13 protein-coding genes are annotated in these 23,554 nt (G+C 67.6%); 6 read left to right on the forward strand and 7 right to left on the reverse strand.

The window, feature by feature from the left end; genetic code table 11:
- Window positions 1–122: 122 nt before the first annotated feature.
- The 7 genes from HR086_RS09545 to HR086_RS09575 all read right to left on the reverse strand — a co-directional run bounded on the left by HR086_RS09545 (window position 123) and on the right by HR086_RS09575 (window position 11,070).
- Window positions 123–2,075 carry a hypothetical protein gene (locus HR086_RS09545; RefSeq protein ID WP_174458453.1) on the reverse strand — a complete coding sequence of 651 codons (1,953 nt, stop codon included), beginning with the start codon at window positions 2,073–2,075 and terminating at the stop codon, window positions 123–125.
- A 196-nt stretch (window positions 2,076–2,271) separates the two neighbouring features.
- Window positions 2,272–2,826 (reverse strand): CGNR zinc finger domain-containing protein, encoded by a 555-nt coding sequence (locus tag HR086_RS09550; protein ID WP_174465425.1) that lies wholly within the window; start codon window positions 2,824–2,826, stop codon window positions 2,272–2,274.
- Between the two features lie 9 nt (window positions 2,827–2,835).
- Entirely contained in the window at window positions 2,836–3,765 is a 930-nt protein-coding gene (locus HR086_RS09555) for an arginase family protein (RefSeq protein WP_174465426.1), read from the reverse strand.
- 286 nt (window positions 3,766–4,051) lie between these two features.
- Entirely contained in the window at window positions 4,052–6,679 is a 2,628-nt protein-coding gene (locus HR086_RS09560) for a hypothetical protein (protein WP_174465427.1), read from the reverse strand.
- Between the two features lie 286 nt (window positions 6,680–6,965).
- Window positions 6,966–8,447, reverse strand: coding sequence for a sensor histidine kinase KdpD (locus tag HR086_RS09565; RefSeq protein ID WP_174465428.1), 1,482 nt, complete (start codon window positions 8,445–8,447; stop codon window positions 6,966–6,968).
- A complete protein-coding gene (locus tag HR086_RS09570; RefSeq protein WP_174465429.1) occupies window positions 8,447–10,612 on the reverse strand; it encodes an ATPase domain-containing protein in 2,166 nt (721 codons plus the stop codon). Before HR086_RS09570 ends, HR086_RS09565 begins: the two co-directional genes overlap by 1 nt.
- The gene (locus HR086_RS09575; RefSeq protein ID WP_174465430.1) at window positions 10,609–11,070 is read right to left on the reverse strand and encodes a hypothetical protein; all 462 of its coding nucleotides are present in this window, start codon (window positions 11,068–11,070) and stop codon (window positions 10,609–10,611) included. Before HR086_RS09575 ends, HR086_RS09570 begins: the two co-directional genes overlap by 4 nt.
- Before the next feature lie 571 nt (window positions 11,071–11,641).
- Here HR086_RS09575 and HR086_RS09580 point away from each other — a divergent pair.
- The 6 genes from HR086_RS09580 to HR086_RS09605 form a co-directional block, all read left to right on the forward strand.
- The gene (locus HR086_RS09580; RefSeq protein ID WP_246137575.1) at window positions 11,642–11,941 is read left to right on the forward strand and encodes a hypothetical protein; all 300 of its coding nucleotides are present in this window, start codon (window positions 11,642–11,644) and stop codon (window positions 11,939–11,941) included.
- A gap of 89 nt (window positions 11,942–12,030) precedes the next feature.
- Window positions 12,031–16,131 (forward strand): IPT/TIG domain-containing protein, encoded by a 4,101-nt coding sequence (locus tag HR086_RS09585; RefSeq protein WP_174465431.1) that lies wholly within the window; start codon window positions 12,031–12,033, stop codon window positions 16,129–16,131.
- A gap of 29 nt (window positions 16,132–16,160) precedes the next feature.
- A complete protein-coding gene (locus HR086_RS09590) occupies window positions 16,161–16,847 on the forward strand; it encodes a response regulator transcription factor (RefSeq protein ID WP_174465432.1) in 687 nt (228 codons plus the stop codon).
- A gap of 2 nt (window positions 16,848–16,849) precedes the next feature.
- A complete protein-coding gene (locus HR086_RS09595) occupies window positions 16,850–18,247 on the forward strand; it encodes a cell wall metabolism sensor histidine kinase WalK (RefSeq protein ID WP_217441739.1) in 1,398 nt (465 codons plus the stop codon).
- 306 nt (window positions 18,248–18,553) lie between these two features.
- A complete protein-coding gene (locus HR086_RS09600) occupies window positions 18,554–20,182 on the forward strand; it encodes a hypothetical protein (RefSeq protein WP_174465434.1) in 1,629 nt (542 codons plus the stop codon).
- 96 nt (window positions 20,183–20,278) lie between these two features.
- Window positions 20,279–23,554, forward strand: a 3,276-nt coding sequence (locus tag HR086_RS09605) for an HYR domain-containing protein (RefSeq protein WP_174465435.1), incomplete at its 3' end; no start/stop codon positions are given.

The raw sequence follows: 23,554 nt of genomic DNA on the forward strand, positions 1-23,554 counted from the left end.
TCTCCCGTGAGGTCACCCACGTCCAGTGTGCGGAGCGCCCTGTCGCGCGCGTGTTCCGCTCAAGACACAACAAAGCCCGGGCCTCCTCGCGGGGACCCGGGCCTTGGGTGAAGCGGTCCGACTCAGCCGATGACCAGCTCGCCGGGCAGCGGCTTCTTGCCACCGTCCTGGAACAGCCCGAAGTAGCTCTCCGCCAGCTTGTACTCGTTGTACGCCGGCGAGCAGGCCATGTTGCGCACCGCCATCAGCGGGTCGTTCGGCTTGCCGTCGTAGTCAGTGAGCAGGACGTTGATGCCCATGTGCCCGCCGTTCTCCGCCTGGATGCCGGAGCGCCGCTGCATCTCCTGGATGTCGCTGGCGGTGAGGTTGAGCGTGATGGGCTTGTCGTTTTCACGGGCCGCCTTCGCCTTCGCCGAGTCACCCGTGTACGAGTACACGAGCAGCTCGCGCGCGTTGTCGTCCTTGGTGTCGAACTTCATCGCGAACTTCTCGGAGCCGGGGATGAGCTTGCCGTCCGTGCCGTACTTCTGCTCGATGGTGACGTCCGGGTGGTCGCCACCGTAGGTGATGTCGGACGTCATCGACTTCGTCCCATCCGGGTGGTGGGTGATGAGGTACTCGCCCGTGTTCGTCGTGCCGTCCGACTCGATGCTGAAGGGACCCACGTCGATGCCGACCTTGCCGCCCGTCGACTCGTAGTTGATCTTGTCGAAGCGCAGCGTGTTGGCCACGCCCGGGCCTTCCTTCTCCGGCATCCGGCCGTCCTTCGCGAAGGCGTCGTACGCCTTCTTCCCGTCCGGGTTGGACAGGTCGAACTCGGCGGTGCGCAGCTTGTACTCCTTCAGCGTGTCGGAGCGGCCCATGCTCACCGACACCGGACCCACGCCCAGGCTCACCTTGCCGTTGTTCTCGATGAACTCCGTGGGGCCCGCCGTCATCGACAGCTTGTCGCCATCGCGGCTCACTTCGATGGACATGCCCTTGCCGGACTTCACGTCGCCGGAGATGCCCAGCTCGGCCGCGTGGTAGGACAGGCCCACGTCCAGGCCGTAGCCGGCGAACTGGCCCTGCTCCATCTTCACGGAGGTGCCGTCCGGAATCGTCTCGGCGTTGAGCGGATGCGGAGGCGCGATTTCGCCACGCTTCAGCTTCTCGTAGTCGGCCTCCTTCATCTTCACTTCGTACGTCATCGTCTTGCCGGCCTCGACGCTCCCCTCCACGGAGGCGCCCACGCCGACCTTGGCCTTGGTGAACTCCACCGTCCCGGACGCGGACACGGACGTCTCGGCGTTGATGGAGACGGTGACGTACCCGTCCTCCTTCTTCACGTCCTTCTCGAGCGTGTCGCTGAACTCGACGGACACCGGACCCGCCTGGCCCGGAATCTTCGTCTCGTACGGCTCGGTGGTGACGGGGTTGGGCGCGCCGCCGATGTCCGCCGGGTAGTCGGCGACCATCATCTTCTGCAGCTCGGGCGACACGTTCGCGTCGGCCAGGGCCTGGGTGCGCTCGAGCGAGCCCGCCTCGGTGGAGAAGATCTTCGCGGCGGACGTGCCGGGGATGGTGCCCGCCTCGCTGTAGTGAGGCTGCTCCTTCAGGTACGCCGGCATGTCCTCGTAGCTCTTGCCGTTGCTCGGGTCCAACACGCGCTCGCCCTGGCGGACGACGACGTGGCCCGACTGGCCCTCGGCACCCGGGCGCGAGTCCTTGAGGAACACCAGGTCCGAGCGGCCCTGCAGCTCCGGAGAGGACTTGCTGACGAAGTCCGCGGCCTTGTCGAGGCAGTTGACCTTGCCGTCCTTGCTGTTCTCCGAGAACAGCGACGTGGAGGGCGCGCTCTTGCCGTCCAGGTTCAGCTTGTTCTTCGCGCCAGCGGGCTCGAAGGTCGACTTGTTCTTCTGCGCCTCCGCCACCTTGCGAGCGGCCTCGGCGGCCTGCTTCGCGGCGGCCTCCGCCGCCTTACGAGCGGCTTCCGCTGCCCGACGCGCCGCCTCTTCCGCGGCCCTGCGAGCCGCTTCCGCCGCACGTCGTGCCGCCTCTGCTGCCCCACCGTCACCAATGCGCTCGGTACCCATGGTGTCTCTCCTCGAAGTCGTACGAATTTCCCAATTCTCGGGAGAAGGAGCGAGAGGTTGCGTACGGGCTGGAAGTTCGTGGGGTTTTGCGGGCCGAGCCCTGTCACGGAGTGAGAAATCGGGGCGGAACCCATACGTGGAGCGAAGGTGGGCACCGGATGTGTGCCTGGTGCTCACGCCGTGTCGTGGCGGTGGATCAGCGCTTGGGGGGGCTGGTGCGGAAGCGCTGGAGCTTGGTGCGGTTGCCGCAGACGGCCATGGAGCACCAGCGTCCGGAGCGGTTCTTGGACGTGTCGTAGAAGGCTTCCTGGCAGGCGCCCGCCGCGCAGACCTTCATCCGGGGCCAGTGGCCGTCGCGTTGGGTGGAGACGACGGCGGCGAACAGTCCGCCCAGGGCCTTCCATCCGCCCGTGCCGGCGGGACGCAGCCGCACGCCGTCGGGGCCGAAGCCGACGGTGAGGGGACTGGAGGCGGCCACGCGGTCCAGGATGCGCGGCTCGGAGGCGGGCAGGGGCTCTCCGGTATGGGAGAGCAGCACGGCGCGCAGGGCCTCACGGGCCTCGATGGCGGCCTTGAAGGACTCGGGGGAGAAGGTCTCCGCTGAAGACAGGAGGCCGCGCGCGCGGCACCAGGTGGTGAGTGCGTCCGAGGTGGGCACCGCGTCGACGAGCTTCTCCACGTCCAGCGTGTTGACGAAGTCGAGCAGCAGCACGACATCCGTCGCAAGCCCGGGGCTGTGCGCATCGGCCATGGCCGGGGCCTATCGCGTCCTGGGCGTGGGCACCAGGGCCCCCAGCCCCGTGGCCAGGCTGTCCACCAGCGCGCGGGCCGCGTGGCGCTCGGGGTCAAGGCTCGGGTCGTAGATGGTGACGTCCATTCCCACCGCGAGCCCGGAGGCGACGAAGTGGGCCACCAGCTCGCCCAGCTCCTCCACGCTCAGTCCGTCGGGTTGGCGGGAGTCGACGGCGGGCATGACGTCGTCATCCATGACGTCCGCGTCCAGGTGCATCCAGAAGCCGCTCACGCCGGACGCGCGGAACCTCGCGAGGGCCTGCTCCACGCTGGCGGCGATGCCGTCCTGGCGCAACGTGTTCAAGTCCATCCAGCCCATGGCGGTGTCGCGCACATGTTCGGCGGAGACCTGCGCGCCCCAGTGCTCCAAATCCCTGACGCCGAGCACCGCCACGTCCGTATCCCGCACCAGGGGCCCGCGTCCCTCCAGGTTGGACAGCACCGCGGGGCCACGCCCGGAGGAGAACCAGAGGTCCATGCCGGCCGCGCCGCCCAGCTCGGAGGCCTCGGGGGGCCAGAAGTCGGTGTGCCCGTCCATGAAGGCGAGGCCATGGTGGGCGCCCGTGCGCTTCAGGCCGAGGAGGCAGCCGAGCAGGATGCTGCAATCGCCTCCGAGCACCAGCGGGAAGCGCCTGTCGCGTACGACTCCTTCCACCACGTCGGCGAGCCGCGAGCTGAACTCCGCGATTCCGCGTGGGTTGATGACCCGGGTTTCCTTGTCGCGCTGGGGCTCATAGGGACCGGGCTTCACGGTGTGCTCGACCTGGGCCTTGAGCCGGTGTCCCAGGCCCGCTTCCAGCAGGGCCTCCGGAAGCAGGTCCACCCGAGGCGTCCGCCTGTCGGGGCGACTCAGTCCAAGGCCAGAGGGCGCGGCGATGAGGGCGATGGGCGGTGGCATGGGCACTCCGCGGACGGATGGGTAACCGTCGTATTTGTTTAAGTGGTTTCTATGAAGGTAGCCCCGGTGCTGGGCGGATGCAACCATCCAAATTGAATGGGTGGTTACGCGGGGCACCCGAAGGGGAGGGTGGTCACCGAGCCTCAAGCGCACGACGTGCCGCGAGCTGCTGGAGCATCTCCGTGGCGCCACCCCGACGATGAAGTGGTGAATCAAGGGCCCCGGAACGCCTGAGTGCGCCCGGGGCCCCTCGAATTCATGACAAAGGGGTCAGCCCGCTGGTCCGCTACGGGAGGCGAACGAAGCGCAGGCCGTACCAGGAGCCGCCGATGCGGGTGCGACCGTAGAAGCTACCGGCCTTCATCGAGTACTTGTAGTTGACCTGGGTCGGCGGGGTGCCCGGCGGCCCGGCGACGCCGCCATTCTGGACGTAGCGGATGCCCGCGTTCGCGTCGAACCACCAGGTGTTCTGGTGGCTGTAGCACTGGGGCTTCTCACCCTGGCCGGAGACCCACCGGAGCTTGTGTGCCTCGTTGATGTCGCTCACCATCTTGGTGTGCGCCGCGTACCGCGTGTTGTAGGTCCAGTCGATGGCATCCATGACGTTCCGCTCGATGGCCTTCCAGACGTTGGTGTAGACGCTTCCGATGAGCGTGTTGATGGCCCCGCTGATCCAGTCCGCGACGTTCTGGGTGGTGATGGGGCCCCCAGGGCCGGGAGGATTGAAGTTCACGGCGATGTTGGCCGCCTTCACCACCCAGTTGCCAATCTTGTAGTCAGCCAGGCTGCCGAGCTTCGGCTTGACGAGGGTGTTGAAGTACTGGGGATAGGGAACGATGTAGCTGGTATCGAGCTTCATGTTGTCCATGCCGACGACAATCTCATCGCCGTAGGACGGTCCCCAGTAGCCGATGCCCAGGAAGCGCTTCTTGCGCTGCAGCTTGGCCTTGATGTCGATTTTGTGGAACCCGACCTCGACGCCGAAGAGCTTGAACTGGAAGCCGGGTGACTGGGCCTTGAAGACGAAGCGCCTGTTGCCGGGCATGCCGACCGACTCGGAGCGACTGAAGTTCGAGCCAACCGTATAGGCAGGCATGTTGAACGCGGGCGGCGTCAGGTTGCAGCTGGGCGGAGGCGTGGAGGCGCCATCGCAGATCCACTCCTGGAGGCCGTTGCCGGAGTACGTCTGACCGCAGCCCGCGACGTTCCACAGGTTGGGGGGCTTGGCGGTGACGGACACCGCGGTGACCGAGCTCGTCCCCGGGAAGAACTTCCGACAGTACGTCAGCGGCGCGATGCTGGCGCCCGAGGTGCAATCGGAGTCCTTGAGCCAGGCTCCGCCCGCGGCCTTGTGCGCGTTGACCTTGCCGGACCAGTACGAGATTCGACCGAGTTCCGTGCCGCCCAGCGCCCGGACCCGCGAGTCATCCTCTGCCTGGGGCGCGCCCCGCTGCCGGCCGAGGAAATCCGCGACCTGTGTGGCCCCACTCGCGGCGGAGGGCTCGTCGGCGAAGTCCGCCATGGCCAGCGTGGTGCCTCCGCCGCCGCCACCCTCGGCGTCGAGGCCGAGCAGCTTCACCGACGGCGTGCCGAAGTTTCCAACCTTGCGGATGACGCCCGGCAGGACCTGATACGCGCCGTTGGGGAGGGCGACCTCTCCCGGAATCGACACGAAGTTGGGGTCGGTGTTCATCGCATAGGCATGGGTGTTGAGCCAGGCGCGATAGGCGGGGATGGACGCCGCGTCGACCTGGAACACGCCCAGGTTGGTGAGCTGGTAGAGCTGGCCTTCGACCATCACCTGGAGCTCCTGGTCGACGAGGCGGCGCAGGGTGTCATCCTCGGCGAGGAAGGCCCTGAGGTCGTCGACGAACTCGGCGTAGTCGACGTCGACGATGGCGTCACCCGGCTGCTCTCCCGGGCGGGCGTTGTCCAGATACGTCTTCGCGCTCACGAACCCGGCGGGCAGCATCTGGTCCTGACTGGGAGCCGCGGTGATGTTGTAGACCACCGTTCCCTGGCAGGTGCCCGTCGAGAAGCAGCCGAGCCGCACCTCGAACGTACCCGTGCGGTCCGCGGTGTAGGCGATGCGACTGCCATGGTCGCTGCAGGCGTCGTCACTGCCGAAGATGTCGACATTGCCGTCGGCGTCGATGAGCTTCAGGTACGTATCACCCACCAGACCGGAGCCCGCGAGGCCGCAGGTGCCAACGTCGAGCACCTGCCCCTGCGTCAGGTGGAGGACCAGGGTGGAGTAGTTGGTGCTGGCGTTGTTCGTGTTCGAGCCCGTGAAGGTCCGTGCGCCGATGAGCGCCCCGTTCGCGTCGGGCGACAGGACCGAGTAGCTGACGGTGCCGCTGCAGGCGCCGTCCGAATAGCAGCCCATCCGGACTTCGTAGACCCCGTCGCTGGGGGCCGTGTAGGAGATGCGGCTGCCCGTGCCGCCACACGCGTCGTCGCCGGACGCGACCTCGGCGCCCCCGACGAGTGCCAGGCGCAGGAGGGTGTCTCCGGTGAAGGAGGCGCCGTCCAGGTCGCAGGTGCCGACCTCGAGCATCTGTCCGGCGTACAGTCGCACCTGGAAGCTCGGGGAGTTGGTGGTGGTGCTCGTCGTGGCGGAGGCGCTGAAGGGAGTGAGGCCGCTGCTGCCGGTGCTCCCGCCGGTGACTGAGTCCATCGCGGCATAGAAGGCGATGAAGTTGCTGGCCGTCCCGAAGTTCAGGACGCCATTCGGGAAGTTGCTGTCCACGAGCAGCGCTGGCGCCGTCCACGGGCGCGGTGGATAGACGCCATCCAGGTCGATGGAGCCGCTGGCGGCCTGGAGTTGGGAGGACGGCTCCTGTGGAACAACCGCCTCTTCGCCGCCACAGGCCAGAAGCCCGAGCGTACATGCTGCAATCAATAACGTTCTCATCCGAGTTGTCTCCGCTGGAAACCGGCGCGAGCCACGGTACGGCCGTAACTGATGCAACCGTGGAACCGCTGGTTGAGCGCCAATACCCTGTTTCAGGAGACACGCCAGGGTGTCACAGGGGACGTCGCGACGGGCATGCCAGGTGTGGTGACTGTTTTGACATTCCGAATCGCCCGATATAGCGCGCGAGCCCGCGAGGCCCCGGGAATGACACTGCTTTCGCGAGACATGGCTCAGTCGATGCGCTTCGCCAGGACTGCCCCCCAGGGAGTCCCTGGGCGTGACGTCACGGCGTGGCGGCCACGCCGACGTCCTCGGCGAAAGGCACCGTGAAGCGGAACGTCGCGCCGTGTCCCCACTCACTCTCCACCCAGATGCGGCCACCGTGTGCTTCGACGATTCCACTCGCGATGGCGAGCCCCAGGCCCGTCCCCTCGTACCGGGTCTCGCCGCTGCGCCAGTACCGGTCGAACAGGTGCTTGAGGTCCTCCCTCCGAATCCCCGGACCATCGTCCGCGACCGCGAACATGCACTCGTGCAGACGCGCCTCGACGCTGAGGGTGATGCTCCCGCCCTCCGCGGTGACCTTGGTGGCATTGCCGACCAGGTTGGACAGAACCTGGAGGATGCGAACGCTGTCGCAAAGAATGGGCGGGAGGCGCGGCTCGACCTCCGCGGTCATCGTCAGCAGATGTTCCTGCGCGACGCGCTCGAAGCTCGCCAGCGTCTCGTTGACCAGCGCGCCCGCGTCATTCGGCTGACGCTTGATGGAGAGGTGCCCGCGCTCGATGTTCACGAAGTCGAGCAGGTCGTCGATGAGCCGCATCATGCGCTCGGCCGCGCGTTGGATCCGCTCGACCCCCAGGGGAACAGGAAGCTCGGTCCGCCGCCTCGCGGTGGCTCCCTGCTGTGTGAGCGCGCCGGCGGTCATGATGATGGTCGAGAGGGGGTTCTTCAGGTCGTGAGACACCACCCCGAGGATCTGCTCACGCTCTCTCACCGCGACCTGCGCCTGTTTGTAGAGTTGGGCATTCTCCCTGGCGAGCGCCTCGTATTTGTCACTCGAACTCTCGGCGACGAGGCGGTCTCGGTCGGCCGCGGCGCCTCGCGTCTCCGCCTGGGAACGCTCCTCCTCGGCGTTCTCGCGTCGGGTGATGTCGCGCCGCCACGCGCGGTCGCGCTCGAGCGCGATCGCGAGCTGATTGGCGATGGCATTGACGAAGATCAGGTCCTTCTTGTCGAGGGACATGGCCCCTTCGAGCTGAAGGGCACCGAAGAGTGAGTGCTGGGCCACCACGAGCGGGATGACGATGAACCGCTTCTCTTCGTTCCCTTCAAGCTTCTCCTGCCAGGGCAGCAGGGTCTCACCCGGCTGCTCACTCAGTCCGAGGGACTCGGTCGACTTCGCGCCGACGAGGTAGGCGTAGGCTGCCTCCGCGTGTTCCTTGACCGCTCGCAGCCGTTCGGAATCCTGAAGTTCGGACGGCCAGACGATCATCTTCGACCGGCCGTTCTCTGTCTCGATGAGGACCGCGCTGCGCAGGGGCAGCGACTTCGCGAGGATGCCAAGCGCCGGGTCGAAGGACTTCGCGACGCTCTCGAAGCTCGCGAAGAGCTTGCTGATTTCATACAAGTGCTCGAGCCGCCGATAGGCCTGCTCCAGGCTCGCGAACGAAGGGTCGGCGGGGGGCGGGTCCCGCGTGCGCTGCCCGCCTGTCTCTTCTCGCGAATCAGGGTGAGGCCCCTTGTTTCGCCGACCAGAGCTCATCAGCGCCTCGTGTCTTCGGGGGCGGACCAGGAAGGCGTCGGGAGCTCACTCACGGACGAACCGATTCGCAGCCCCCCCCGCGAGACCGTCATGAAATACGTGCGTCGATCATGCTCACTGCCACGAGTCTTCACGACCGTCAGCGTAGGCGCCAGGCGGCCCGCTGCTTCCTCGTAGCGCAGCATGAGCAGGTTGTCGGCGATGGGGGAGAGCCCCTGGTCGGTGACTCGCTCCATGGAGAAGAGCGAGGCCGACTCGAGCGTGAGGACGCTGGTGATTCCGAGGGTCTTGAAGCGGACCACCAGTTTGTAGAGCACGTGACGGAACTCGTCGATGGGCGTGTGTGCGGTCAGCAACTGCGTCGCGGCGTCGAGCACGACGCGTGAGGCCTTCAGCGCCATGATCCGGTCCGACAGCACGGTCAGGAACTGCCCCGCGCGCAGGTGCTCCCGGGAGACGTAGAGCACCTGGATGAGGCCCGCGTCGAGCTGCGCGCGCAACGGCAATCCCAGGGCCTCGGCGCTGGCGAGCAGTTGCTCGGGCCCTTCCTCCATCGAGACATAGAGGCCCGGCTCCCCAGTCCTGGCGCCCTCCAGGAGGAACTGGATTCCGAAGGTGCTCTTGCCGACGCCCGCGCTGCCAGAGACGAGGGTGGCGCTTCGCCTGAGCAACCCGCCGCCCATCAGCCCGTCGAGCCCGGGAGTGCCAGAGCGCAGCCGGGAGGACGCCTCCAGCGCGGGGGGAGGGGCCTCCACGCGGAGCTCTTCTCCGTAACGAGGGAAGATGGAGATCCCCCCGGCGCCAATGGCCATGGCGTGTCGGCCCTTGAGGTGAGCGGTGTTGCGAAGCTTGTACACCTCGACGTAGCGCTCGCGCTCCAGGCCCTCCTCCGTGGAGCTGAGGATGATGACGCCGTCCACCACGGTCTCCTCGACGCCCCTTCGGCTGACCTGATGGGAGCCGTAGGGGATGTCGGTGGGAAAGAAGCCGACGGCCTGGGCGTTCTGGACGATGCTGCAGAGGTGGAAGACCTTCTCGCGGCTGAGCTGCGGGTCCGTCACCTTGTCCAGGAACACCGAGACGGAGTCGATGACCACGCGCCGGGCCTTCAGGGCCTTGATGCGCTCGCGAATCATCAAGAGGTGGGCCTCCACCATGATGTCGGGCTGGGGGATGAAGACGATCTCCACCATGCCGCGCTCAATCTCCCTGTCGAGCTCCCAGCCGAGGCCCTTCGCGGCGGCGCGGAGGCGCTCCTCGCTCTCCTCGAAAGAGAAGAGGATGCCTTTCTCGCCCGCGAGCGCGCCCCGGTAGATGAACTCGAGAGAGAGGACGGTCTTTCCAGTGCCCGCGACGCCGCTGAGGAGGAGGCTGGACCCCCAGGGGATGCCGGGCCCGAGAATCTCGTCGAGCTTGGTGATGTGAGTCCTGCAGCGCTCCTGCGAGTTCTCCGGAATCGACTCGCGTTTGATGGCCTCGCGGGGAGCGAACATCTCCAGTCCGCTGGAGGTGATGAGGAAGGGATGCTCGTCCCGGCTGTGGTCCGTCCCCCGCATCTTGACGATCCTGAAGAAGCGCTGCTGCTCGCCCTGGGACACGCGCTGGGAGAGGACGAGGAGGCCGTCGACGATGGAGAAGAGGGGATTGCTCTCGTAGTCGGCGGGCCCGTATTCGCCGAGGAGCAGCGCGGTGGTCTCCCAAGCCATCAGGTTCACGGCGATTTCATAGCCGAACATCCGGAGCTCCTCCTTGGAGGTCGCCAGGTCGTCAAAGGCCTTGAAGCTGTCGATGACGACGATGTCTGGCTTGACCTGCTTGAGGTTGTCCATGATGAGCGCGAGCGCCGCATCAAAGCTCCTCAGCCGCAGCATGGCGCCGAGGTCCACGAACTGAACGCCCTCCTCGAACTTCTTCGGGTCGAAGAACGAGAACTGCTGGAGGTGCCGCAGCGTCTTCGCGGTCGGCTCGGAGAGGGTGTTGAAGGCGAGGACGCGGTGGGCGGCCGAGGCGTTGTGGAAGCAGATCTGCTGGGTGAGGGTCGTCTTGCCAGACCCGGGCGGGCCGCACACGGCGGTGACGGAGCCCTTGGGCAGGCCGCCCTTGAAGAGTTCATCGAGGTTGGGGACGCCCGTCTGAAGGCGCGGGATTTCGAATCTCTTCGTCATGACGTTGTGTCCTCGCCCGCGGCGACGCGTGGGCGAACCGCCTCCGGAAGTGCGACTTTGGAGAGCTCCGCATGCAGCTCCGGCGTTAAGATTTCAGCGGTCAGGTTGCCGAGCACGGTGAGGAACTCCACGAGCACGAATCGACTGCCCTCCCTCAAACCGGAGTCGCGCCCGGCGCGGACCTGTGCCCGGAGCTCTTCGAACTGGAGCCCCCTCTGCCGTTCGACCTTGAGGGACGAGAAGAGCGGGAACTGCTCGGAGGCATTGTGCAGAACGCGTCCCGCGATGGCGCTCAGAGTCACTTCTCCCAGCGTGGTCAACGTCTGTTTCCACAGCACGGTGAGGGCCGCTTCGAAGAGCTGGAGAAAGGCCTCCGTCGACAGATTCCTGTCGGCTCGGTCGAGCCAGGCGTCGACGCAGGTCGCGTGTCGACCTTCGTCAAGCACGGTTGCCCTCACCCGCCTGAGCGCCCCGTATCTCTGCTGGAAGGGCGTCGTCCCCGTGCTGAAGGAGCAACGTGCTCAGCGTGGCGGTGGAGCGGCCCACGTGCTCACCGGTGCCAAGCGGAAGCCGGGACGCCAGGGCTGACGTGGCTTGGGTGATGCACGCCCGAAGTGCTCTGACTGCCCATCGCATTCTTTCCCGCTCTCGTCGTTTTGGACGCCCCGTCGAGATGGACGGGGCCGTACGGGCTGCACACAGGCGGACGAACAGATGCGTCAGACCGACTCAGTCGCAGGGCTGGTACTTCGAGGAAATATAGGGTCGATTGTTCAATCGAGGAGCGGCTGACAGGCGGGATGTGCGCCAGTTCGTACGCCAGTCAATACCACAAGGTGGCTCGCAAGGGCTCCGCCACCCCACCTTCAGGAATATTCCGCTGCTGAGCGCCGCCGGGTCGGCACGACGGCTGGGAGCACGGGAGCCTCACGCGAGCAGTCCGCCGCGACACCTTCCAACTACCCAGCGTCGCGGCGACAAACTCACTGGGAGATTCGTCGACCCCATGACGCGCCCGACCGCGATGGCATGTCGCAGCGTATCCATGCGAGCGCCGCCCTGCCGCCAGGGCGCGGGGACTCCCGGCGCATATCGCGAGCGCTCATCTACGTGGGTTACAGGTTGAAGGCGGGCGGCATGCAACTCGTCCGCCGGGACGCGAGGACCGGGGTCGCCACCTGGGATGTCCCCATTCCCCGCTCCAAGGACGGCTCGCTCCCCTCCAGCATCCGGAAACAGGGCGACCGGCTCTATGTGCCACACTGGATGTGGCTGGATGTCTTTGACGCGAAGACAGGCAACCTGCTGGGCACCCTCGGCACCGGGTAGTCCCGGCCCTCCACACTTCCTCCATACCCTCCACGCATCCTCCTCCCACCTTGCCTGGCGCTTGGGGCGCCACAGAGGGGGAGACAGTCATGACGGATGTGAATCAAGGGTGGGATGCGGCGGTCAACCTGGACGCGTCGCTGCTGACGACGATGGCGAAGAACTTCAGCGCGGGGGCGGAGGACCCGACCATTCCCCTGAAGAATGGCTCGGTGACGCTGGGGTTGACGGAGCTGGCGCTGACGTTGGACCCGAAGGCGGGCGAGGTCGTCTTCAGTGCCCCCTGCACGGGGACGGTGGCGCGCCAGGACATCGACGGGACGCTGAGCATCGGCATCAAGCTGGCGAGCCTCGCCATGGGCTGCGTCTATCCGGCGTCGTACCTCGCCACGAACGGCGCGGCAGACTGCCGTGCGCTCGCGGGCGGGACGTGGACCCTGGACAGTCAGGCGCTCACGCTCGAGGCCTGGGTGCGCGGACTCTCCACCGCGCCATGGACGCTGGTGTCGCTGCCCGCGGAGGGCTTCGTGCTGAGCGTGGAGGATGGCCTGCCCGTGGTGACGTGGGGCGGGCAGCGCTACCCGGCTCCGGGGACGGCGGCGGTGCTGGATGACGGCCTCTGGCACTTCGTGGCGGTGTCCGTTGCCGCGCAGGTCATCACCTTCTACGTGGACGGCCAGTCCAAGGGCACCGCGACGCTGTCCTCGCGGCAGAAGACCTCCGGCAAGGACCTGAGCTTCGGCCAGGGCTCTCAAGGAGACCTGACCCAGGTGCGGCTGTGGAACGTCGCTCGCACCACCGCGCAGCTCCAGCAGGCCATGAACGCCACGCTGCCCTTGCCCCAGCCAGGCCTCCTGGGCGTGTGGACGTTCGAGTCGAGCCAGGTGGTCAACGCCGTCAACAAGACGCAGGGCTCGCTCCAGGGAGGTGCCATGTCCGTCACCGCCTCGAAGTCGACGTCCGAGGACGACGCGAACGCCCACAACTTCCTCTGGTTCCTCGACCCGGAGAACACCTTCACCGTCACGATGAGCCCCCCGTCGAGCGTCTCGTCCCTCATCGAGTCGGCGACGCTCTCGCTCCTCCAGTCGTCCGTCACCCAGGGCAAGTCCCTCTCCGTGACGGCGGCGCCGCCGCGCCTGCCCACCACCGCGGTGTTCTCCGTGACGGACAGCAACGACCCGGACTGCATCCTCCTCCTGATGAACGGCCACGCGCCGCCGCCGAGCTGGCCCGCGCCGGTGCCTTTCCCCACCGCGCCCGCGTTCACCACCTCCGCGCAGCAGAACGCCGCCATCCTCATCGATGACGCCTATCTCCTGGAGCAGATGCTGCCGAACATCGCCGACAAGATGGACATCCCCGAGTCGGACCTGCACGTCACGGGGAGCCCGCCGGTGCTCTCGCTCATCAAGCCCACTGACGCCAGCCTCAACGGCTCCACGTTGCACCTGACCTCGCTCACGTTCAGCGTCACGAACCGCGGCATCGCCATGGCGATGAAGGGCACCGCGCATCACATGAAGGTCTCGGTGTCCGGCACCCTCACCCTCACCGTCAAGGCGAACAAGGAGGGCGTGCAGGAGCCGTACTACGACATCGCCAACCCGAAGGTGAGCATCACCCCGGACACGAGCGACCCGGTGGTGCAGACGTTCGAGGCACTGATGGGCAGCGGCCTGCCCATCATCGCGATGCTCGCGGGCGTCATCGCGGGCATCTACATGGCCGTGATGTATTTCATCCAGAACAAGGCGCAGTCGACGCTCGCCGACCTGCAGGACTTCATCGACCTGAAGGGCACGGGGCAGACGTTCGCGCTCCAGAAAATCCTGTTCGACAGCGGCGTGTACTTCTACGGGCAGCTCACGCCCGGCGGCTCCGGCGCCCAGGAGGGCGCGTCCAGTTCGGTGAAGAGGGCCGCCGCCCCCGTGGTGACGGACTTCAACCCCAAGGGGGGCGCGCCCGGCACCATGGTCACCATCACCGGTTCGGGGCTGGCGGGCGCGAGTTCGGTGAGCTTCAACCAGACGCCCGCCGACTACTTCCGCACCTGGAGCGACAAGCAGCTCGTCGCCCGCGTCGCGGAAGGAACCACCAGCGGCCCCATCCAGGTGTCCACGGCCGCGGGCAGCGCGGTGAGCACCCAGCCCTTCTCCGTGGCCCAGGCTCCGAACCTCACCGACGTCTACCCGCCCAGCGCCCAGCTCGGTGAGGACGTGAAGCTGTCGGGCACGGGGTTGCTCTCCACGCAGGCGGTCTACTTCAGCGAGGACATCCTCGCGTCGTTCTCCCCGGTGTCGGACGTGCTGCTCATCGTCACCGTGCCCGGCGGCGCCATCTCCGGCCCCATCACCGTGGTGACACCGAGCGGCACGGCCACCCAGGAGGGCTTCACCGTGCAGGGCAGTCAGGTGCCCTCCATCTCCGCCTTCACGCCCACCTCCGGCGCGGAGGGGACGGAAGTCACCGTGACGGGCTCGGGCTTCACCGGCGCCACGGCGGTGACATTCGGCGGGGTGCCCGCCTCCGGCTTCAACGTGCTGGATGACGGGCAGCTCACCGCGGAACTCGGACTGAGGACCCCCTCCGGCCCCGTGCGCGTCACCAACAGCCGGGGCACCGGCATCTCGAACGCGGCCTTCAACGTGCTCCCCGCGCCGCGCATCGACGGCGTCTCGCCTTCGCATGGAAAGCCGGGCACGGAGGTGACCATCACCGGCTCGGGGCTGTCGGGCACCACGGTGGTGCTCATCGGCACTCCCTCGGTGGAGGTGCCCTTCACCGTCGTGGGCGACACGAAGCTCACCGCCACGTCACCCTCGGGGACCACCAGTGGCCCCGTGTCCGTGCAGTCGCCCTCCGGCATGGCCCACTCCTCCGAGGACTTCACGGTGCTGAGCGTCACCGCGCCCGCCGTCACCGACGTGTCGCCCCTCACCGGAGGGCGGGGCACCGCCGTCACCCTCACGGGCACGGGCTTCACCGGGACGACGGGCGTCAAGTTCGGCGGAGTGTCCGCGGGCGTCTTCGAGGTGACGAGCGACACGCAGCTCCTCGCCTACGTGCCCAACAGCGCCAGGAGTGGCACCGTCAGCGTCACCAACACGGTGGACACCCGCGACTCGTCGCAGACCTTCACCTGCGTGGCGGCGCCCACGGTGACGCAGCTGTCGCCCACGTCGGGCAAGGCGGGCACGCAAGTCACGCTGTCGGGGACGAACCTTACCGGCGCCACGAGCGTGCGCTTCGGCACCCACTCCACCGCGGAGGCCCCCATCACCCTCCAGGGCAGCACCCGGCTCACCACCACCGTGCCGCCTGGTGCGGTCAGCGGCAACATCCTCGTCACCACCCCCGGGGGCACCACGGCCAGCCGCTCGGCCTTCACGGTGAGCACGAGCACGAAGCCCACCGTCGCCAGCTTCTCTCCGCACTCCGGTGGAGCGGGCACGCAGGTGACGGTGACGGGCAAGGGTTTCACCGGGACGACGGGGGTGAGCTTCGGCGCCACGCCCGCGCGGACCTACGAGGTGCACAGCGACACGGAGCTGGTGGCGGTGGTGGACACCGGCACGAAGACGGGGCCGCTGTCCGTCACCAACGACGCGGGCACGGGCTCGTCCTCGATGGCCTTCACCGTCCCGCACGCGGTGTGGATCGACAGCTTCTCGCCCGCGCGCGGCGGGGTGGGCACGCAGGTGTGCATCCGGGGTGGCGGCTTCACGGACGCGCAGCGCGTCAGCTTCGGCGACTCGGCCATGCCCGCGAGCTACACGGTGCAGAGCGACACGCAGCTGACGGCGGAGGTGCCCTCGGGCGCCATCCAGGGTCCCCTCCAGGTCGTCACCGCGCAGGGAGGCGCGGTGTCGACGCAGCGCTTCTCGGTGGACTCCAGTGTGCAGCCCACCGTCACGCGCATCACCCCGATGTCCGGCCCCACCGGCACGCAGGTCACGGTGGAGGGCTCCGGCTTCACCGGGACGACGGGCGTATTCATGTATGGCGGCACGCCGGTCGACCGCTACCAGGTGGTGAGCGACACGCAGCTTGGCTTCCACGTCCCTCAGGACGCGCAGTCGGGGCCCATCACCGTCGCGAACAGCCTGGGGACGACTCCCCCCGACCCGAACTCCACGTTCGAGGTGACGCCCGCCGCGAGCTCCACGCCCCGGGCCGTCGCCAGCTAGGCTGAACCCCGCATCGGAGGTCGTCCGCCATGGACTCGCAAGGCCCCATCCTGGTCGTGGAGGACGACGCTCCCATCGCCGCGGGCATCGTCCGCGGGCTCAAGCTCGCGGGCTTCCAGGTGTCGCTCGCCACCGACGGGCACCTGGCGCTGGAGGCCGCCCAGAAGGAGCCTCCCGCGCTGGTGGTGCTGGACCTGAACCTGCCGGGCCCGGACGGATTCGCGCTGCTCGAGGCCTGGCACCACCGGCTCCATGTCCCCATCATCGTCCTCACCGCGAGGCAGGAGCTGGAGGCGCGGCTGCGCTCCTTCGGGCTGGGCGCGGCGGACTACCTGGCCAAGCCCTTCTGGATGGAGGAACTCATCGCCCGCATCCGCGCCAGGCTCCGCCTGCCGGACACGCCCGCCCGCCGGGTGCTGCGCTGGGCGGACGTGAGCATCGACCTGGATGCGCGCACCGTCACTCGCGAGGGACAGGGCCTCGTGTCCTTCACCCGCACCGAGCTGGACGTGCTGCTGTACCTCGCCGAGCGCCCTGGCCGCGCCCTCACGCGAGAGCAGATCGCGGACCAGGTCCTGCCGACCAACGAGGAGCGGGACGCGCGGACGGTGGACTCCCACGTGGCCCGCATCCGCAAGAAGCTGGGCTCCGCGGGCGCGCACGTGCGCACGGCCTGGGGCATCGGCTACCGCTTCGACCTGGAGGGTGGCGCGTGAGGATGTGGCATGGACTGGTGTGGCGCACCGCCATCGCCTCGTTGCTCCTGGGGCTGCTGGCCACGATGTCGGCCGCGTATGTCGCGTTCCACAAGGCCGCGGAGCTGTCCGCGCGGAGCAGCGCGCGCCTCTTCACCGAGGCGATGCTGGAGACCCACGGCGACGCATGCCGCGCCGCGCCCGAGGGCTGGAGCCACACCTCGCCCCAGGGCCTCCAGGTCCGCGCCTTCGACGTGGCCCGCGTCCTCTCTCGTGCTCCGCTCCCTTCGGGCGAAGGGCCGGACCCCGCGTTGGTGGAGCAGCTCGCCGCGGGTGACGCGCAGCCCATGTCGATTCACTTCCCGCGCTTCGACGGGAGCGCGTGGGGCGGAAGCCTCCTGATGCGCGTGGCCGAAGCGGGGCCGTGCAGCCTGCTGGAGTACCGGTGGCCTCCCCTGGTCAGCCGCATGAGCGAGGCACGCTGGCTCATGCTCGCGGCCTTCACCTTCACCGCCTTCCTGGCGGCGGCGTCCACCATCTCCGTCATCACCCCGCTGCTCAAGCGCTTGAGGCGGCTGCACGGCGCGGCCAGCGGCCTGGGCAGCGCGGCCTATGTCTCCACGCGCGACGCGGCGCACGACGAGCTGGCGGACCTGTCGCGCGTCCTGGACGTCGCCCAGGCGAGAGTCCAGTCGGATGCCGCGCGCATCCTCGCGCAACAGCAGGCCCTGGAGCGCTTCCTGTCCAACGTGGCGCATGACCTCAAGACGCCCATCGCCTCGCTCCAGCTCTCCCTGGAGCTCGCCACGTCCGCCCCCGCCGAGGAACTCTCCGAGCTGCTGGTGCGCGGCATCGAGGACACCGTCTACCTCACCGCCCTGGTGGACAACCTTCGCCTGGCCTGCCAGCTGGGAGAGGGCGTGGACCCTCTGGACGGCGAGCCGCGCGCCGCGCTGGGGATGCTGGTGGAGCGCGTGGTGCGCCGGCTGTCATTGCTGGCGCGCCGCAAGCAACTCACGCTGGACGTGGCCCGCCCGGACCTCGAGCTGTGGACGCGGTGCAATCCGACGATGCTGGAGCAGGCGGTGGGCAACCTCATCCACAACGCCATCACCCATGGAACCCCGGGCGGCAACGTGGTGGCCGTGCTCGAGGAGGCAGGACCCGAACGCTTCCGGCTCACCGTCCTGGATGACGGCCCCGGCGTGCCCGCCGAGGACCTGGGACGGCTCGGCGAGCGCCTGTTCCGCGCCAGCGGCGCCCGGGAGAGAGACCCGCGAGGCAGTGGCCTGGGGGTCGCCATCGCTCGCGAGCTGTGTCAGCGCGCCCACCTGTCATTGACCTTCAGCCGCAACGAGCCGCGCGGCCTGAAGGTCGTCCTCGAAGGCGCCCGCGCTCAAGCCCGGTCCACTCCCGACTGAGCCTCGTCGACAGGGACAGGACGGAGGTGTGCGTCCTGATGGAACGCCCCGGTCACTCACTGCGTCCTCCTCATACGCGGCCTCGAACTCCCGCCCGCGCGACGCATGACTGAAGGTCGCGTGGTGCATCGCTTGCAGTGGGCCTCGGCTCCCCCCGAGAAGGCGCTGACTGGCTGATGCTCCTGAGACACCGCGACGACGGCCCCATCCGCCGCACAAGGCTCGCCCGAGCAGGGGCCTGCCTCGCGCGGTCGCAGCGATTCCACGGCGTCGGGGGAACTCATCTATCAAGGAACGAGGTCTATCGTGGCTGAGGTGTGGGATCCGTCAAAGCTTGACGTGAAGATCGAGGAGAATCCGACGCTTTGGTCTTCCCTCGATGAGGAGTGGCGGGAGTTGGTTGCCCGCGCCGTGCTGTCCGACAAGGGCATGCGCAAGCTGAACCGCATCAGCGGTCGCCTCAAGCGTGGCGCGGTGGGCCAGTTCCAGAACGCCACCGCCACCGCCGCGTCGCTCGATCAAACGATTCTGGGTTGCTATTCGCTGTTGAAGTATTGGTGCGCCGAGCGCAAGCCCAACGAACAACAATTCTATCTCAACAATCAGATTTCCACCGCGCTGAGCGCGGTTTGCCCGGGAAATGAAATCACCCGGAGGCTCGCCGAACGTCTCGACGCGCAGTGGAAGGAGCGCAACATGCGCTCCAAGGTCGTCGTCATCGCGCATCGCGGGGACGGGGCCACCTTCGAGAAGGTCCGCAAGGTGTATGAGCGACAAGTGTTCGACAGTCTCTTCACCTATACGCACGAAAATGAAAACAGCGAAGGCGCCGTAATCAAGGCGCTCGAAGCCTGGAGGAAGAAGAAGCTGAGCGGCGTCGAATGCGATGTCTGGTTCAGCCAGGACGCGGTTCCGATTGTCACCCACACGCAGCATATCGAGGCCCTGTTCAATCAAGAGAACAACAGGGGGCTCGTGCCTCCGCTGACGGGCGCGAAGGTCAAGGACGTGCCCTCGGGCAACCTGCCACCCAGATTCCTGACCCTCGACCGCTGGCTCCAGATCATCGAGGCCTACCTCCAAGAATATTCGATGGACCTCGACGGAAACCGACAGGTCCGCCTGGAGATCGAGATGAAGGACACGAACCTCGCCTTCGGTCCCAACACCGCCCAGAACGAAAAGGAGCAGGTGCTGGCCCGATGGCGGTCCGTCGAGCGGATCGTCAGCCGGTTCCTGAAGTCGTGCAACAGGCCCAGCATCTACCAGATTGCCCTCTTCAATGGCTCGGCGGCACCCAAGGGGGCGTACGACAAGTCCTCGAACGAGCACAAGACCCTGCTTTCGAGCGTCGTTTATGGAGGGAGCCCCGACTCCCCCGGCACCTCCGAACTGCAGGAGGTCAGGTATGGCCTGCACTCCTCGGGGCTCCTGGAGCTGATGTACAGCGGGCAGTTCGCGGGGAAGATCCTGACGCTCGCGCCGGGTGTCGAGGCCGTCCCCCTGGATCAACCCGTCCAGCTTGATACGCTCGGAGAATGGATTGAGAACAAGCAGTCCTTGACGGTCGAGCAAGCCATCCAGTGCGCGAGGCTGCGCAAGATCCTGTGGATGTTTGATGAGATGACTGCCGGCAGATTGCCCAGGGAGCGCAAGCCGCTCCGCATCCAGGTGCTGACCGATTTTTGCGAGATCGGCGCGAAATTCATCGTCAAGAACAAGGCCACACCCATTGGGCCGCGCGGCCTGTTCGATCAGGCTTTCGATGAACAAATCCTGAGGTGTGTCTGGCGGAAGTACAACCTCGAGGGGGCGCCTCAAGAGACGAAAAGGCAGGTCTGCCAGGTCTTGAATTCGTGCGGCAACGACCAGAACAAGCTGATTGAATTCGGGATGGAATTCCTCAGGTCGACGGGCGACTGGTACCAGGCATGAATGGGTTGAGCCAGGGCCGCCACGAAACACGTATTCGTTGGAGGGCAGGGTGGGCTAAAGCTGGAGGTCGCTGCTCCACACCCCTAGGGATACTCCATGTTGAACGGTGGTTTGCTGGCGCTGTGTCTCCTGGCCGCGTCGCCGCGTCTGCTCGCGGACCTCAACCCCCAGGCGCGTGAGGACTTCTCCGGTGCATCCGTCCTCGCTTCGGTCGGAGACACCGTCTTCTTCACCCTGAACACGCAGGCGGGCCTGGAGCTATGGGCCGCCAACGCGGCTGAAGGCCGTGTGTGGCTGGTGAAGGACATTCATCCAGGGTCGAGCGGCTCCCATCCCTTCTTCCTCGCCGTGCTGGGAGAGAGGGTCGTCTTCCGAGCGGATGACGGTGTCCATGGCCTGGAGCTCTGGACGTCGGACGGGACACCCGCGGGCACCCGGCTCTTGAGGGACAGCCTGCCCGGTGCCGGGGGCCTGTTGGCATTGAATGGCGCGAAGGTCTGGGGACAATCCCTCTACTTCCTGGCCAACGATGGTGTGCATGGACTCGAGCCGTGGGTGACGGACGGAACCCCGGAGGGCACCCGCCTCGTCGCCGACACGAGGGCCGGCCCGGAGGGCATCACCGACACGACCTATCACCTCGTCGAGTTTGACGGCGCGCTCTATCTGGGCGCCTACAACCAGCTCTGGCGGACCGATGGCACCGCCGCCGGCACGCGGCTCGTCCACGCGGTCGACCCGTCAGTGGGCTCTCGCGTCGTCCAGCCCTTCGTCAGGGGTGGGCAGCTCTGGTTCTCCTCGGGATTCTCTGGCGGGACGACCTCGCACCTCCACGTGACGGATGGAACCCCCGAGGGCACCCGGCTCGTTGTGACCATGACCTCCAAGATGAGCCTGGACCTGGACCTGGGGAGTCGCGTGGTGTTCGGGAGCTGGACGGCGGGCAGCACGTCCTACACCCACTGGTTGAAGGTGTCGGACGGCACCTCCGAGGGGACCCTGCCCCTCGCGACCATCACGTCCTCCAGCACCCTGGTGTGGGAACACGCCTTGAATCCAAGCGGAACGGTGAGGTCCATCGTCGTCCCTGTCGACGCGGGCTATCAGCTCTGGCGCACGGATGGCACCCCGGAGGGAACGCGCCTCGCGCAGTCGCTCACCCGGAAGGGAGGGGGCGTTGGACTGCTGGGCGACGAGTCCATCTATGTCGGCGCCGATGACCTGGGGCCCGCCCTGTTCGCCTGGGATGGGACGGCCGCGCCGCGCGTGGTGCGCCGCTTCGCCGCGCTTCCCTCGACCATCCTGAGCGCACAGGTCGGCTCGCTGTTCTATTTCACGGCGAGCGACGCGCTGACGGGCGAGGAGCTCTGGGTCTCGGATGGCACGGAGCAGGGCACCGTGATGGTCTCGGACCTCAGCGCGGGAGCCGACGGAACGGCGTTCGCCGCCCTTCATCCCGGAGCGGGGCAGTTGTTGTTCACCGCGACGCCGAAGGGTGGGGCGCTCTCGTTGTTGCGGACGGATGGCAGCGCGATGGGCGTGTCCCGGGTCGCCACCGGAATCACGAGCAGCGTGGTGATGACGACGGCGGGGATGGCGGCCTTCACCCTCGACGATGCAGCGGTGTGGCTCCATGTCCTCCCCGAGGGCGTGCCGGAGCGGCCGGTGACGCGGGTCTGGATGCCCCCGAACCAGGACTCATCACCCGAGAACTGGACGGTGGACGGTTCCTTCGCGTACTTCGGCACGCGGCCGGCGTACAACCGCATCGAGTTGCTGCGCACCGATGGCGTGGGCACGCAGGTGCTGCGCGGCGAGTCCTTTTCGGGAGGGAGCCCCTACGGGCGTCGAGCCCTCCTGGGGGGCACGCTCGTCTTCCTCGAGGGCCGCGCGGTCCGTGCCACCCAGGGCGCACCGGATGATGCCGTGTTCCTCTCCAGCGCCCTCGACATGGTGCAGGTGGGGGCCAGGGTGTTGATTGCCCGGGAGAGGGGCTCGTCGGGCTATGAGCTGGCCCGGAGCGATGGCACGAGCGCGGGGACCCAGGCGTTGCAGCCGCTCGTGGGGTACCCGCAGGGGCTCGTCGCGGCGGGAGCTCGCGCCTATTTCCGCCAGCCTGATTCCACCTCGGGGACCCAGCAGTTGTACCGAGCAACGGGGACGCTCGAAGCAGGAGCCCTGGTGCGGCTGGCGACCTTCGAGGCCGGTCTTCCCGTGGCCTATGGCGACAGGGTGGCCTTCGTCGCGAACGCGACCTCCCTCGCGTCGAGTGATGGAACACCGGCGGGGACAAGGCTCGTGCCTGGAACGGAGAACACGTCGCCCCGTGACCTTCAGGGTCTGGGGTCGTGGGCGTTCTTCACCGCCGTGGACGGGGCACGCGGGCGCGAGGTCTGGGTTCTTGACGGAGCCGGGGCGCGCGGCCTGGGAGACTTCGAGCCTGGGGCCGGGGACACGAAGCTGTTGGATGCCACCCTGCAAGCCGGGGAGGCCGTCCTGCTCATCCAGACGAATGCGGGCCGCTCGCTGGTGCGGACGAACGGCACTCCCTCGGGAACGCGGGTGCTGGGGCCCGTTCATGGCACGACCTGGTTGGAGACGCTCCACGGCACGGTGTACCTGGACTGTGATCCGGACGGGCAGGTGGGCGTGGAGCTCTGCTCCCTGGCCGTGAACGCGAATCAGCCCACGCTGGTCGCGGACTACGCGCCGGGCATCATGCCCTCGTCGCCATCGGCCCCCGTTTTCTTCGGCGGCGCGTTGTTCGTCGCGGCGACACACCCCGTCGTCGGGCGGGAGCCCTTCGCGCTGGACATGGACACGACGCCGCCGCACATCGCGCCGACGGTGACGGGAACCCTGGGGCAGAACGGCTTCTACGTGGGTGACGTCTCGCTCACCTGGTCCGTAGGGGACCTGGAATCCTCCGTCACCGACACGAACGGCTGCGGCAGCGCGGTGGTGACCGTGGACACGCTGGAGCGGGTGTTCACCTGCTCCGCCACCTCCGTGGGCGGAACGGCCGTCAACCGTGTGTCCATCCGACGCGACACTTCGCCGCCCCAGCTCACGTGCCCGACCCAGGTGACGGGCAAGAGCGGCATCCCCGTGGCGTTCTCCGTCACGGCTGTCGATGCGCTGGACCCGGCTCCCGTGGTGGTCAGCACGCCTCCTTCAGGGACCGTCTTCCCCGAGGGGCTCACCTCGGTCGAGGCATCGGCGACGGACCACGCGGGCCACCGTGCCTCCTGCCAGTTCTCCATGCTCGTGTCGCCAGCGCCGGATGCGGGTCCCGTGGACGCGGGGGCGGGTGACGCGGGCTCCGGCGACGGTGGGCCGCTGGACGCGGGGCAGGGTGACGCGGGGATGGTG

This window comes from Myxococcus sp. CA039A (assembly GCF_013336645.1).
In the GTDB taxonomy this organism is placed as follows: Bacteria; Myxococcota; Myxococcia; order Myxococcales; family Myxococcaceae; genus Myxococcus; species Myxococcus llanfairpwllgwyngyllgogerychwyrndrobwllllantysiliogogogochensis.

Coding starts and splice junctions, on each gene's coding strand:
- HR086_RS09545 (WP_174458453.1), bottom strand. CDS start 2,075: ATGGGTACCGAGCGCATTGGTGACGGTGGGGCAGCAGAGGCGGCACGA.
- HR086_RS09550 (WP_174465425.1), bottom strand. CDS start 2,826: ATGGCCGATGCGCACAGCCCCGGGCTTGCGACGGATGTCGTGCTGCTG.
- HR086_RS09555 (WP_174465426.1), bottom strand. CDS start 3,765: ATGCCACCGCCCATCGCCCTCATCGCCGCGCCCTCTGGCCTTGGACTG.
- HR086_RS09560 (WP_174465427.1), bottom strand. CDS start 6,679: ATGAGAACGTTATTGATTGCAGCATGTACGCTCGGGCTTCTGGCCTGT.
- HR086_RS09565 (WP_174465428.1), bottom strand. CDS start 8,447: ATGAGCTCTGGTCGGCGAAACAAGGGGCCTCACCCTGATTCGCGAGAA.
- HR086_RS09570 (WP_174465429.1), bottom strand. CDS start 10,612: ATGACGAAGAGATTCGAAATCCCGCGCCTTCAGACGGGCGTCCCCAAC.
- HR086_RS09580 (WP_246137575.1), top strand. CDS start 11,642: ATGTCGCAGCGTATCCATGCGAGCGCCGCCCTGCCGCCAGGGCGCGGG.
- HR086_RS09585 (WP_174465431.1), top strand. CDS start 12,031: ATGACGGATGTGAATCAAGGGTGGGATGCGGCGGTCAACCTGGACGCG.
- HR086_RS09590 (WP_174465432.1), top strand. CDS start 16,161: ATGGACTCGCAAGGCCCCATCCTGGTCGTGGAGGACGACGCTCCCATC.
- HR086_RS09595 (WP_217441739.1), top strand. CDS start 16,850: ATGTGGCATGGACTGGTGTGGCGCACCGCCATCGCCTCGTTGCTCCTG.